The 12,849-nt window shown below is 58.8% G+C and carries 14 protein-coding genes; 9 read left to right on the top strand and 5 right to left on the bottom strand.

Features of this window, described 5'->3' with window-relative positions; translation table 11 throughout:
* Positions 1–34 precede the first annotated feature (34 nt).
* The 5 genes from FJ974_RS10150 (at position 35) to FJ974_RS10130 (ending at position 3,629) form a co-directional block, all read left to right on the top strand.
* Entirely contained in the window at positions 35–370 is a 336-nt protein-coding gene (locus tag FJ974_RS10150; RefSeq protein WP_140537252.1) for a hypothetical protein, read from the top strand.
* Positions 371–662: 292 nt separating this feature from the next.
* Positions 663–2,189, top strand: a complete 1,527-nt coding sequence (locus FJ974_RS10145; RefSeq protein ID WP_140537250.1) for an ABC-F family ATP-binding cassette domain-containing protein — start codon at positions 663–665, stop codon at positions 2,187–2,189.
* Between the two features lie 139 nt (positions 2,190–2,328).
* Entirely contained in the window at positions 2,329–2,505 is a 177-nt protein-coding gene (locus FJ974_RS10140; protein WP_140537249.1) for a hypothetical protein, read from the top strand.
* A 244-nt stretch (positions 2,506–2,749) separates the two neighbouring features.
* A complete protein-coding gene (locus tag FJ974_RS10135; RefSeq protein ID WP_140537247.1) occupies positions 2,750–3,166 on the top strand; it encodes a VOC family protein in 417 nt (138 codons plus the stop codon).
* A 109-nt stretch (positions 3,167–3,275) separates the two neighbouring features.
* Complete coding sequence (locus tag FJ974_RS10130; RefSeq protein ID WP_140537246.1) at positions 3,276–3,629, top strand: DUF1428 domain-containing protein; 354 nt, start codon at positions 3,276–3,278, stop codon at positions 3,627–3,629.
* Between the two features lie 35 nt (positions 3,630–3,664).
* On the opposite strand, the gene FJ974_RS10125 is transcribed toward FJ974_RS10130, so the two are convergent.
* The gene (locus FJ974_RS10125; RefSeq protein WP_140537244.1) at positions 3,665–5,299 is read right to left on the bottom strand and encodes a tetratricopeptide repeat-containing sulfotransferase family protein; all 1,635 of its coding nucleotides are present in this window, start codon (positions 5,297–5,299) and stop codon (positions 3,665–3,667) included.
* 248 nt (positions 5,300–5,547) lie between these two features.
* On the opposite strand from FJ974_RS10125, the gene FJ974_RS10120 reads away from it, so the two are divergent.
* Complete coding sequence (locus FJ974_RS10120) at positions 5,548–8,415, top strand: ATP-binding protein (RefSeq protein ID WP_140537242.1); 2,868 nt, start codon at positions 5,548–5,550, stop codon at positions 8,413–8,415.
* Between the two features lie 75 nt (positions 8,416–8,490).
* Here the strand turns inward: FJ974_RS10120 and FJ974_RS10115 are convergent, their stop codons facing one another.
* Entirely contained in the window at positions 8,491–8,877 is a 387-nt protein-coding gene (locus FJ974_RS10115) for a Kazal-type serine protease inhibitor domain-containing protein (RefSeq protein WP_140537241.1), read from the bottom strand.
* A gap of 462 nt (positions 8,878–9,339) precedes the next feature.
* Here FJ974_RS10115 and FJ974_RS10110 point away from each other — a divergent pair, with 462 nt between their 5' ends.
* The 3 genes from FJ974_RS10110 to FJ974_RS10100 all read left to right on the top strand — a co-directional run bounded on the left by FJ974_RS10110 (position 9,340) and on the right by FJ974_RS10100 (position 10,596).
* Positions 9,340–9,552: a cold-shock protein gene (locus tag FJ974_RS10110; protein ID WP_006202520.1), complete on the top strand. Its 213-nt coding sequence runs from the start codon at positions 9,340–9,342 to the stop codon at positions 9,550–9,552.
* A gap of 229 nt (positions 9,553–9,781) precedes the next feature.
* Positions 9,782–9,994, top strand: coding sequence for a cold-shock protein (locus tag FJ974_RS10105; RefSeq protein ID WP_006202521.1), 213 nt, complete (start codon positions 9,782–9,784; stop codon positions 9,992–9,994).
* 197 nt (positions 9,995–10,191) lie between these two features.
* Entirely contained in the window at positions 10,192–10,596 is a 405-nt protein-coding gene (locus tag FJ974_RS10100) for a BA14K family protein (protein ID WP_140537239.1), read from the top strand.
* 70 nt (positions 10,597–10,666) lie between these two features.
* Here the strand turns inward: FJ974_RS10100 and FJ974_RS10095 are convergent, their stop codons facing one another.
* From FJ974_RS10095 to FJ974_RS10085, 3 genes are all read right to left on the bottom strand, one after another.
* Entirely contained in the window at positions 10,667–11,308 is a 642-nt protein-coding gene (locus FJ974_RS10095; protein WP_140537237.1) for an MBL fold metallo-hydrolase, read from the bottom strand.
* A gap of 158 nt (positions 11,309–11,466) precedes the next feature.
* Positions 11,467–11,784, bottom strand: a complete 318-nt coding sequence (locus tag FJ974_RS10090; protein WP_140537236.1) for a hypothetical protein — start codon at positions 11,782–11,784, stop codon at positions 11,467–11,469.
* 147 nt (positions 11,785–11,931) lie between these two features.
* Positions 11,932–12,825: a branched-chain amino acid aminotransferase gene (locus tag FJ974_RS10085; protein WP_140537234.1), complete on the bottom strand. Its 894-nt coding sequence runs from the start codon at positions 12,823–12,825 to the stop codon at positions 11,932–11,934.
* Between the last annotated feature and the right edge of the window lie 24 nt (positions 12,826–12,849).

Below are 12,849 nucleotides of genomic sequence, written 5' to 3'. Positions count from 1 at the left end.
GCGGATGCATTCCAACGGCGTCTAGACTGGCCCGATGATCGTTGTCCGCAGACTTCAGGAAGACGAATTCAGGGCCTGTTTCGCCGAGCCTATGCGGGACGTCACCGCCACTGCGGAGGCCGCAGTCGACATATGGTCATATGTCGAGGCGCTGGATTTGGACGAAATCGGCGTGCCCTACCTCAACGATGTCCACTATGTCTATCGGGACGCCCACAACCGTTTCGATCAGGTTTTGATTGGCACCGGCAGGTTCAACGCCCTTCTAGTGATCGTGGTCGATCTGGCGAAAAGCGCTGTGCACGGGCATTTCCTGCTCGATTTGAACAAGGAATATGGAACGACCGGTAGTCACCTGAAGTCCGTCTGACCAGCCGTCGCTCCATTGCGCCCCCTTGCTTCCGACCCTCCCCTCGTATACCCAGATTCCTCAGTTCAAAGCATCTGGAATGGAGGGCTGCGTGCATATCGATCACCACCGTCAGCGCGGCCCTGTCTCTGCCCTGCGAGCTTGCTTGCAGGGCTGACCGGGACGGTCCGGGTTTTTCCCGCTTCGATTTTTGGTCTGCCCTTCGTGGTGCGTAACGCCGAGCCTGATGGCCCGGCACGCGCACGGTCAAAGTGCATTGAGCCGGACTCCGGCAAGACCAGAGAAAATCGACATGGCCCTGATCAGCCTCAAATCCCTCGGCGTCACCATGAGTGCGCCGCTCTTTTCCAATCTTGACCTCACCATCGGCGCCGGCGATCGGCTCGGCATCGTCGCCGCCAACGGGCGTGGCAAATCCACCCTGCTCAGATGCCTGGCCGGCGAATTGGAACCGACCTCCGGCGACATTACCCGCACGCGTGGCCTGCGCATCGGCCATGTCGAGCAGGCCGTCGCCGACGCGCTTCTCGACCGCTCCTTCCATCAAGCGGTTGCCGATGCCTTGCCGCCGGAGCAGGCGGACAGCGAGCTCTGGCGCGTCGACGTCGTGCTGGATTCGCTTGATGTCCCCGACGGCATGCGCGAACGGTCGATGCGGGCGCTCAGCGGCGGCTGGCAGCGGCTGGCGCTGATCGCCCGCGTCTGGGTCACCGATCCGGACGTGCTCCTGCTCGACGAGCCGACCAACCATCTCGACCTCGCCAGGATCAGCCAGCTGGAAAGCTGGCTCAACGCGCTGCCGCGCGAGGTGCCGGTGGTCATCGCCAGCCACGACCGCGCCTTCCTCGACGCCACCACCAACCGCACGCTGTTCCTGCGCCCGGAAGAGTCGCCGGTGTTTGCGCTGCCCTATTCGCGCGCCAGGCAGGCGCTGGACGAGGTCGACGCCTCGATGGCGCGCAAGTTCGAGCGCGACATCAAGGTCGCTCAGCAACTGCGCAAGCAGGCCGCCAAGCTCAACAACATCGGCATCAACTCCGGCAGTGACCTGCTGATCGTGAAAACCAGGCAGCTAAGAGAGCGAGCCGAGAAGCTGGAAGACGCGGCGCTGCCGGCGCATCGCGAGCGCTCGGCCGGCGCGATCCGGCTCGCCAACCGCGGCACCCACGCCAAGGTGCTGATCACCCTGGACGAGGCAGCGGTGCAGACGCCCGACGGCACGCTGCTGTTCAAGACCGGCAAGCGCCATATCTGCCAGGGCGATCGCATCGTGCTGCTGGGCCGCAACGGCGCCGGCAAGTCGCGATTCATCTCGTTGATCCGCAACGCCGTCGTTGAGCCGGGGACGGCGCAGAACGTCAAGGTGACGCCGTCGACCGTGCTCGGCCACAGCGACCAGGCGCTGTCCGGCATCAGCGGCGACGACACGCCGCTGGCCATGGTTTCGCGACGCTTCGAGGTCGGCGAGCAGCGCGCCCGTTCTCTGTTGGCGGGCGCCGGCGTCGCCATCGAGATGCAGGAGAAAAAGATCGGCGCATTGTCGGGCGGGCAACGGTCGCGGCTGATGATGCTGGCGCTGCGGCTCATCAATCCCAATTTCTATTTGCTCGACGAACCGACCAATCACCTCGACATCGATGGCCAGGAAGCGCTGGAGGCCGAATTGCTGAAGCATCAGGCAAGCTGCCTGCTCGCCTCCCACGACCGCTCCTTCATCCGCGCCGTCGGCAACCGCTTCTGGCTGATCGAGAAACGGCGGCTGACCGAGGTCGACGACCCGGAGGAGTTCTTCCGCTCTGTCGCCGAAACGGAGCGCTGAGAGCACTGCAAAGGGCGGCTCTTGTGGGCCGGCTTTGCGGACATCAGAAATAAATCAGGCGATCTGTCGGGTCGCCTCTGCCTGCCCCGTCCTTGGGATGCCGACACGATGATGCCGGCATCAACCAGGGAGAACAACCATGTCGGTACTGTCATCCATCGGCCGCATCGCGACCCGATACACGGCGGCCCGTGCCCGCCGCCGCAGCGAGCGCATCCTGCTGTCGCTGCCCGCGGACTTGCGCAAGGACATCGGCTTTCCGGAATTTTTCGAAACGCGCCACGGCCGCAACACCTTCTCGGGCAAGGTCATTTGAAGTGGCCTGTCGGCAAGCGTCGGCTGCCCGGTCTGCCGGAGCATGTCTCCCGAAAGTGTGCGGCGGTTTCGGGACAAAGACAGGCTTCAAATCAAAGACCTGAAGCATGTGGCGTGAATCCTTTTTCACGCGACATGCTTTAGGCCCGGCCCTTTAAAAAATTTTCGCAGGCCATGTAGGACCGCTACCACTTCATCCGTCCTTTGGCGCGCAAGGCCAATCAACCGTGAAGAGGAACACGAGAATGACCGACCAGACTCCGCCCCGGGCGCAAGTGCTTGGTGGACTGACCCCGTATCTGCAGGTCGACGGCGCCATCGAGGCCGCCGAATTCTACAAGAAGGCTTTTGGCGCGGAGGAGGTCTTTGCCTACCCGCCGGACGACAAGGGCCGCACCATGCATATTCATCTTTACGTCAACGGCTCGACACTGATGCTGGGCGATGCCTATCCCGAACACGGCCATCCGCACCAGGCGCCGCAGGGCTACACTCTGCAGCTTCATCTCGGCAGCGACGACATCGATGCCTGGTGGCAGCGCGCGGTCGACGCCGGCTGCGAGATCGTCACGCCGCTTCAGGTCATGTTCTGGGGTGATCGCTGGGGTCAGGTGAAGGATCCCTTCGGCGTCGCCTGGGCGATGAACGCGCCGGTAAAATAGGTTCTCTTAGCGAGCAAGCGTCGCCCGCCAACGCCAGGGCTGACGCGCTCACCCGCGCCGGGTCGTATCCCCGCCGACCCGGCGCCCGTTTTCAGCAAAGGAGTTCACCATGTCCTATGTCGATGGCTTCGTGCTTGCCGTGCCGAAGGCAAATCTCGATGCCTACAAGAAGATGGCCGAAAAGGGCGGTGCCGTCTGGATGGAGCACGGCGCCCTCGCCTATGTCGAATGCATCGGTGACGACGTGCCCTATGGCGAGCTGACCTCGTTCCCGCGCGCCGTGCAGGCCAAGGACGACGAGGTCGTCATCTTCTCCTGGGTCGTCTATGAATCGAAGCAGAGCCGCGACGCGGTTATGGCTAAGGTAATGGCCGACGAACGTCTCAAGATGGACTGGTCCGCCATGCCGTTCGACGGCAAGCGCATGATCTTCGGCGGCTTTCAGCCGTTCATCGAGCTGTAAGGCGCGGCCCGTTCGCAGGCCGGCCTCACCTCAGATCAGCCCAGCTTATCCAGCAGCGGCTTCAACCGCTCGCCATAGCGCTTCCACAGATCGACCGAGCCCTGATACATCGGCTGGCGCACCTGCGCGGCCGATGCGGTACGGACCGGACGGTCGGTCTCGTGGAACGACAGCACCCGATCGTCCCACGGCAGGCCGAGATGGTTGATCAGGGCGCGTGTCTGGCCTTCCTGGTCGGCGACGAAATCCTCATAGCGCACATCGTGCACGACACCCGGCAGCACCTTGTGCCAATGCGCCATGATGTCGGCGTAGAGGTTATGGAAATCGGCGAGCTCGCCGAGCTCATAGCCGTAACGGTGGCTGTCGCCGCGGAAATGCACCTTGAAGATCGACAGGCACGTGGCCGCCGCGTCGCGCGCGCAATGGATGATCTTTGCCTTCGGCAGCATCATGTGAAGGATGCCGACCAGAAGGAAATTGCCCGGCATCTTGTCGGTGACATGGCGGAAGCCCGGGTAGCGGGCATGCAGCATGTCGAGATAGGCCTGGCCGGCTTCGGCAAAGGCTTCGTCCTGCATGTCCGCGATGCCCCAGGGGAAGCCGCCCTGCATGCTCATCGGAAATTGCTTGCCGACGACCGTTCTCAGGATGCTGAGCTCGCCGGCGCCATAGACCTGCGGATGGCTTGCGATGATCTGCTCGACCAGCGTCGTGCCGGAGCGCGGCATGCCGACGACGAAGATCGGCGCGTCGTCCGAAATGTCGCTCGGCCTGTGCTTTTCGAAGAAAGCCGCATCGAAAACCGCCTTCATCGCCTCGAATTCGTCGCGGGTCCTTGCCGGATCGTAGTCGATGCCGCCGCGGCGGATAGCATTGCCCTCGGCGAAATAGTCGAAGGCACGTGCATAATCCTTGAGATCGTCATTGACCTTGCCGAGGCCGAAGGAAAGCTGCATGCGCGCCAAGCTGCCTTGCGGCGCCTTGGCGTGCTCGGCTTCCATGCCGGCAAGCTCGGCATCGCGCTCGGTCTGGCGCTTGACCTGCGTCAGCAACAGCCAGGCCTTCGCCATGCCGGGAGCGACCGCCAGCGCCTGGCGGGCGAGATCGGTCGCCTCGGCAAGCTTGCCCTTCTCCATCATAGCCACGCCCAGCCCATAGAGCAGCTCGGCATCCTTGGGCCGGATCGACAATGACTCGCGGAACACGGCGATCGCCGCGTCGAGCCGCCCGGCTTCCTGCAGCGTTTCGGCAAGGCCGATGCGGGCGCGGACATGGAACGGGTTGCGGCCGATGGTGCCGCGATAGATCTCCTCGGCTGCCTCGAACTGGCCGAGCTGCTTCAGCGACGAGCCGAGATTGTCACGTGCGGCAAGCTGCTCGGGGCGGACATCCACCGCGCCGCGGAAGAAATCGACGGCAGCGGCGACACGACCGAGATCGCGCATCACCGTGCCCATATTGTTGAGCAAATCGGCATTGTTGGGCTGCAGCGTCACCGATTGTTCGATGAGGTCGAGCCCCTCCTCGCTTCTGCCGGTCTGATGCAGCAACAGCCCGAGGAAATGCAGTGCCGCCGCATGCTTGGGCTGCTGCGCCAGAACCTGCCGGTAGAGCCCCTCGGCTTCCTGGCGACGCCCCGCCTGGTGCAGTTGCAGCGCCCGTTGCACATAGGGATCGAGAGGGCTGGCTGGATTAGCCTTGCCGCTCGCTCCTGCCGCTCTTCTCTGATCTCTGTTAATGGGAAACCTGCCGTGTTTGTCCGCTGGCCGGACCTAAGCCAAACGGGCGTGAGATTCAAGAGTGCCTCCCTGGCTTCCCGGCCACCTCGCCTTCGACACCACACGCTGAGAATTTGCAGCGCATCGACTATCCCCAACCATGTCACCAGAACCGGATGTAGGGGACTGCCTCTAGATTGAACATCAGTCTCTGTTCGGATAAACAGGCTGATCATTACCACTCCATCCTTGTCGCGGGCAAAATGTCTATAACAATTGAGAAGGTTGAACAGATATTGCCAGAAGAGCTAGCCTCAATTTTCAAGGCGGACCCTCAGCATGCGCCCAAGGCTATAACATCTTCGAACCATTTCTCAGATTGGTTCCAAGCAGCAGGAATACCCTTCTTTAAAAATTACACGGATCATTCCGAGCGCCACTCACTTGAAGTATTTAGCTCGGCAATCGAATTTATAGATAAATCGTCTTTTGATATCATAACCGCTGAAGATTTGTCTACCTTGTTGTGCTCTAGTTATTGCCATGACTGCGGAATGCACCTTACGGAGGACCAATTTCTCAGGTTAGTAAACCCGAGTCACACAAAGCTGTACAATAAAATCGACAAAGTCAATTGGCCAGAATCTTGGCAATCTTATATCCAGGAGGCAAAGAGGTTTAATCAAAGTACATTGATATCAATATTTGGTGACATCGAGCCAATACCTACTCTACCGTCTAACATTCTGGATTTTACAGACAGGCAGCGATTACTAATTGGGGAATTTCTTCGTAGAAACCATCCCCGCCTAGCTCATGACATTGCACTAGGGCTTGATGAAAACTTGTCTCTACCACAAATGTTACTGGGATTCGATATTCGAATCCGCGACTTGATAGGTTATGTGGCCCGCAGCCATGGAATGAACCTTCGCGATACTTTTCCTTACATCAACTCTGAATTTGATATTCGTGATTTTAATCGGATACATATTGTCTACCTTATGGGATTAATTCGGCTAGCCGACTACGCGCAGATTCAAGCCACGCGCGCCCCCTCACTCAGAACGAGAATTCACCCGATTAAGAGCCCCATCTCGCAACGCGAATGGCGAGTTCACCAAAGCGTAGTAAACATTACACGGACCCATGATGACCCCGAGGCACTCCTAATAGATAGTCGGCCAACAAATGTTTCGGATTTTCTTCGTGTTAAGGGATGGCTGACAGATCTGCAATCGGAGATGGATAAAACGTGGGCAGTTCTAGGAGAAATTTATGGGCGGCAAGGAGTCTCAGGGTTAGATCGCTTGAATCTGTCCGTGCGCCGAATTCGAAGCAATATCTTGGAAAATTTTAACTCGCCGGATTTTGTACCTGAAAGCATCTCGTTCAAGGTGGCCGAAACCGAGATGCTGTCGCTTCTTTTATCTCCCTTATATGGCGACCACCCAGGTTATGGAGTTCGCGAGTTGATTCAGAACGCGCGCGATGCCGTAATAGAGGCTAAGGCCCTTGATGTACCACACCTAAGAAAAGACGTCGGCGAGATAAACATCTACTTCGATATTAGAGAATCAGAGGCAATATTCCGCATCGTGGATAATGGTGTTGGAATGGATGTCAATGTATTAAAGAATTATTTTCTCAACGCTGGAGCTTCTTATCGGGCGTCTCGGAGTTGGCAATCAGACTACGTTAACGAAGACGGCCATTCGACTATTGCTCGTTCTGGTCGATTTGGCGTAGGCGCCCTTGCAGCCTTTTTGATTGGGCCTAAGATTTCGGTGAGAACGCGCCGGTGGAACTCAGCCGACGGTGCAGGCTTTGCGTTCACTGCCGGTCTGCACGACAAAGAGATTGAGATAAAGCCTCAAAATTGTGATATTGGATGTGAAGTCAAAATTGAAACGGACCTGTCACGGGCAGAAAAAATCGGCAGATATTTAACAAACCATAAAGATTATTACTCTTTTGACGACCTTTCTCCCAGAGTTTCGCTTCACTTTTTACGATCTGGAACAAAGGAAGAGTCTGTGCGCATAGGAGAGAAGCATGCAAACCCTGTGAACACATTTAATACTACGAAATTTAGGAATGTCAGATGGGGTATAGCTGAAGAAAGAGTCGATAGGCCCAATTTTGTGAATGGCATTGCAGTTAGACAGATAGATGGATCTACCCCGTATACGCAAATAGACAGTTTGTATAGGTTTGGAGAGATTTTCAATTCCTTATCATTTAACAAAGATCGCCTTTTTTATGGAGAAAGCTCTATAAAGAGGCGCGGGTACTTCTGGATTACTTTCGAAGATCCCGACGCATTTGCTCCCTTGAATCTTTCGAGAACCCAATTTAACTCTTTTGACCGAGACGTGACCGACAATATTGATGACTACCTATTCTCATCGTTTGTAAATTCGGTGGTATCTAATGAATCTGACGTCAGAAGCATGAAGGATTTTAAGGTTACAGAATCAGATTCTCCATATGTTTACTTTAATCGAGGGACATTTATTTTTAGAGGATCGGATTTTATTCCATATGACTACGACATGGTCCGGGCGATCGGTATCAAATCGGTGATAAACATCGGAAAATCATACGATAGTTCGGAAGAGGTTAACGCGAATTTTCGGGATTTATGGTTCACGTGCAGGGGGGCCGCACCGACCTCTCCCTCAACTTTGTCTCATGATCTTCGCGAGACACGTGCTCTAGTCGAATATGGCGACTATGATTACATTGTTAAGATCTTACCCGTTAAGACAGCAGAAAGCCTAAAGAAACTGGTTAAGCCAACACGCTGGATGGTTGATCTTGTTAGAGACTCTGAAAGAATAAAGAGGCCTGGAGGTCAGCACGCAGTGTTAGAATTTGGAAAAAGAGTAAATGATCTATACGAGAGAGTTGTGTCGGTTGCAAGAACTATAAATTCGGGTGTTCTTGATGCTTACCACTCAGAAACATCCGAGTTTTCCTTTGAAAACTACCGAGAAAAAGCGGAAACAAAAGGATGCTTCGCGGACAGATGGACCAACTTCTTTCCATCACCTAAGGCATAATGAACCCGAATTCTAGGTAAGACAAAGTAGAGAACGACTCGACCGTTCTCCTTTGAAAAGCAAACGACTGCAGCCTCAGCACGGTCCGTCGCCGATGATGCGGTAATCCGCGGCGCGCGCCTCGCAGGCGTTCGGGAAGGTGCGCGCCTCGCCATGGCGCCTGGCGCAGACCGGCGCGTATTCGCGCGTGCAGAAAGTCTGTTCGCCGCCGCCGCTGTCGCGGCACGGCCCCTCGCGCACGATGCGGTAGCCTGCCCGCTCCGCGAGGCAGGCATTGGCGAAGGTCTGGCGGTCGCCGCCGCGCCGGGCGCAGACCGGTTCGTATTGCCTGGTGCAGAATTGCGGCTCGGGCCTTGGCGGGCGCGGCCGCGGTCCGTCGTCGACCACAACCGTGCAGGCGGCCAGTAGTGCGGGCAAAAGCAAGGCGACGAAGCCCTGCCTCGAGGCTGCAGGAAATCGCATGAATCCCTCTCCAAGACTGCCCGGCACAGAGGCGCGGCCAACAGCAATCCTCGCCATTCCTGCATCGAACGCAACCCCTGGTTAGTGGATTGCCACAGCCGCAAAAGCCACTCTGCGCAAGTCTCCTTGCTGGCCTATGCGTGGCCCGTCTCTGGGCCCATGACCTCCCCTGGCGCCGGGTCTATCGATGCCCTGCGTTGGACGCGCCGAAGGCCGCCCGCGTCGCCGTCTTGCAACCATCACGTTTCCGTGTAATAAATTTAGCGTTCGGGCATTTGCGACCCGGAGAGCGGCGCGTTTTGGACGACCTTTCCCCGATAAGTGTGAATCTCTGACGGCCCCGTATTCGGCGGGGGGTTTGACCATGCGCGAATGCATGACTGCCGAAGCAACCACCGGGATTTGCTCGAGGCGAGAGGCAGCGGGCAAACCACAAGACTGACGGGTGAAGGAGTTTCCCCAATGGCCCAGACCGGCACCGTAAAGTTCTTCAACGCCACCAAAGGCTTCGGCTTCATCACGCCCGACGGCGGCGCCAAGGACGTGTTCGTCCACATCTCCGCAATCGAGGCTTCCGGCTTGCGCACGCTCGTCGACGGCCAGAAGGTCACCTTCGACGTCGAGCCGGACCGCATGGGCAAGGGCCCCAAGGCGGTCAACCTCCGCGCCGCCTGATCGGCCAGCATCGCCTGCCCTCTGCGCATAAAATGGCAGGGCAACCGGCTTCTGGCCGGGTGTGAAAAATTCGAGGGCGCGACGGAACGGTCGCGCCTTTTTCGTGTTGCAAATGCTTGGACGGGCACGCAAAAACTTTTTCTTGCCGATAGCGCTAAAATAAAGGACAAATTTCCTCTCGGGCATTTGCCGGCCCGAGATGGACTTGATGGGATCAAAGGAGCCTCCCATGCCGCAGACCGGCACCGTCAAATTCTTCAACCACGCCAAAGGCTTTGGCTTCATCACGCCCGATGATGGCGCGAAGGATGTCTTCGTCCACATTTCGGCCGTGCAGGCGTCGGGCCTTCCCGGTCTTGAGGATGGGCAGAAAGTGACATTCGACACCGAGCCGGACAAGCGTGGCAAGGGTCCGAAGGCCGTCAATCTGTCGATCGGCTGAAGCCGGTTTCAAGACGGATCCGACGGAGATTGAGCAGGCGGAGGGCGCTCCCGCCGCGGCTATCATTTTGTTTGAGCGACCAGATCGTCCAGCCGGTTTCGTTCAGCCTCCGTTCAGCCACGGTCTTTTATTAATCTTTGCTAAAGCCGGTCCGCATCCCCGAGACACTGCACGGGCCGGCGCGAAGGAGACCGAAAATGAACCGAATTCTCAAGAGCGCCATCCTGACCGCGGGCATTGCCGCGACCACGCTGGCCACCTTCTCGGCCGCCAATGCCGATGATTGGCGCTGGCATCATCATCATCGCGGCGATGCGCTCGCCGCCGGCGTCGTCGGCCTAGCGGCGGGTGCCCTCATCGGCAGCGCGCTCAGCAATCCGGGGCCGAGATACTACGATCCGGCCTATGACGACAGCTATTATGTCGATCCGCCCGTTCGCCGTTATTACGCGCAGCCGCGGGTCGTCTATGCCGAGCGCTACGCCGAACCGTGGACCCGCGCCTGGTACGAGTATTGCTCGGACCGCTACCGCACCTTCAACTCCCGCACCGGCACCTTCACCGGCAGCGATGGCGACCAGCATTTCTGCGTCGCCAATTAACCGAGGCTTCCCTGCCCCACACAAAGCGTCGCTTTCGAGCGGCGCTTTTTGTTGTGGTTGATTGCAATGATCAGACCAGAAACGGGTTGGTCCGGCGCTCTTCGCCGAAGCGGCCGCCTGGACCATGCCCGCAGATGAAACCGATGTCGTCGCCGAGCGGCAGGAGCTTGTCCTTGATCGAGGCGATCAGCGTGGCGTGGTCGCCGCCCGGCAGGTCGGTGCGGCCGACCGAGCCGCGAAACAGCACGTCGCCGACATGGGCGAACTTGGCGGCCCTGCTGTAGTAGACGACATGGCCCGGCGCGTGCCCCGGGCAATGCAGCACTTCGAAAACATGCGAGCCGAACGACACCGTCTCGCCTTCGCTCAGGAACCGGTCCGGCACGCAATTGCGCACCGCATCGGTGAGACCGTATCGCCTGCCCTGGTTCTCGAGGTTGTCGAGCAACATCTTGTCGGCCACATGCGGACCGATGATCTCGACGCCAAGCGCCTCCTTCAGCTCCATCGCGCCGCCGGCGTGGTCGATATGGCCATGCGTGATCCAGATCGCCCCCGCCGTGATCACATTGTCCTTCAGCGCGGCCAATATCTGGTCGACATCGCCGCCGGGATCGACGACGACACCCTGTCTGTCGTCCATGTCGAAGAGGATGGTGCAGTTCTGCTGGAACGGCGTGACCGGCACGATGCCGGCATTGAGCTGACCCATGATTATCCTTTCGCCGTTGGAGGCGCGTTCTCGATGGGTCTGATGTAGAGGCAGGGGTGAACGGCGTCCACCGCCGGTAGTGATTTCGCGGAACCAAATCGAAATGGGCGGCCGAAGCCGCCCAAACGAAAAGCCCTGAAATGAAAAGCCAGAGGGCCTTATTTCTTCATCGCGTTCATGACGGCGCCGATAATGCCCGTCAGGATAGCACCGCCACCGGCGCCGCCGATAATGTTCTGCAGGTTCAGCGTGCTGCCCAGTCCGCCCGCCGCCGCTGTGGCCGCCGCCGTGTCGACGGCGCCGCCGCCCAGCAGGTGGCCCAGGATCCACGCACCGCCGACGCCGCCGACGGCGCCGCCGAGAATCTTGGTCAGCTGACCCATCGCAGCCTGCTTGAACGCCACCCCGATTGCCTGTCCGCCGATAACACCCGCAATCACCTGCACAACGATCGCAACGAGCGTGTTCGTATCCATGTAACCAGTCCCTCCATAGCCGCCTGCCTCCACGGGCCGGCATCATCATGAGACGCCGAACCGTTCGAAAGTCAAATGCGTGAAAGCTTAAATAAAAAGGGCGGCCCGAAAACCGCCCCCTGTTGCACAAAAAAGCTGTGACTATCGCTATTCTGCGGCGATCGCTTGCTTTGGTTGCACCGCGGCAGAATAGTCGTTCATCAATGTCTTGGCGATTTCGCCGACCTCGAATCGGTACGGACCGATCTCCGAGACCGGGGTGACTTCGGCAGCCGTGCCGGTAAGGAAGCACTGCTCGAAGCCTTCGAGTTCTTCCGGCATGATGGCGCGCTCCACCACCTCCCAGCCATGGTCCTTGGCAAGCCCGATCACCGTGCGCCGCGTGATGCCGTCGAGGAAGCAGTCGGGCGTCGGCGTGTGGATCTTGTCGCCCTTGACGAAGAAGATGTTGGCGCCGGTGGCTTCCGCCACCTGGCCGCGCCAGTCGAGCATCATGGCGTCGGCATAACCCTTGGCCTCGGCGGCGTGCTTGGACAAGGTGCAGATCATGTAGAGGCCGGCGGCCTTCGACTTGGACGGCGCCGTGCGCGGATCCGGCCGGCGCCATTCGGCGACATCGAGACGGATGCCCTTCAGCTTTTGCGCCGGATCGAAATAGCTCGGCCACTGCCAGATGGCGATGGCGCAGTTGATGCGGTTGTTCTGCGCCGAAACACCCATCTGCTCGCTGCCGCGCCAGGCGATGGGGCGCACATAGGCGTCCTGAAAGCCCTGTTTCTTCAGCAACGTGCGGCAGGCGTCGTCGATCTCGGCGGCCGAATAGGGAATCTTGAAGCCGAGCAGGCGCGCCGATTCGTGCAGGCGCTCATTGTGCTCAGTGAGCTTGAAGATCTGGCCGCCGTAAGCACGCTCGCCCTCGAACACGGCGCTGGCATAGTGCAGGCCGTGGGTGAGCACGTGAATCTTGGCGTCGGCCCATTTGACGAACTCGCCGTTCATCCAGATGAAGCCGTCCAGTTGGTCGAAGGGAACGGATGCCATGGTAACCTCCCGCGGGCGGCGGCC

Source organism: Mesorhizobium sp. B1-1-8, assembly GCF_006442795.2.
GTDB lineage: Bacteria > Pseudomonadota > Alphaproteobacteria > Rhizobiales > Rhizobiaceae > Mesorhizobium.
The sequence above is the reverse complement of the archived record's forward strand: the minus strand, read 5'-3'. Positions and strand labels throughout refer to the sequence as shown.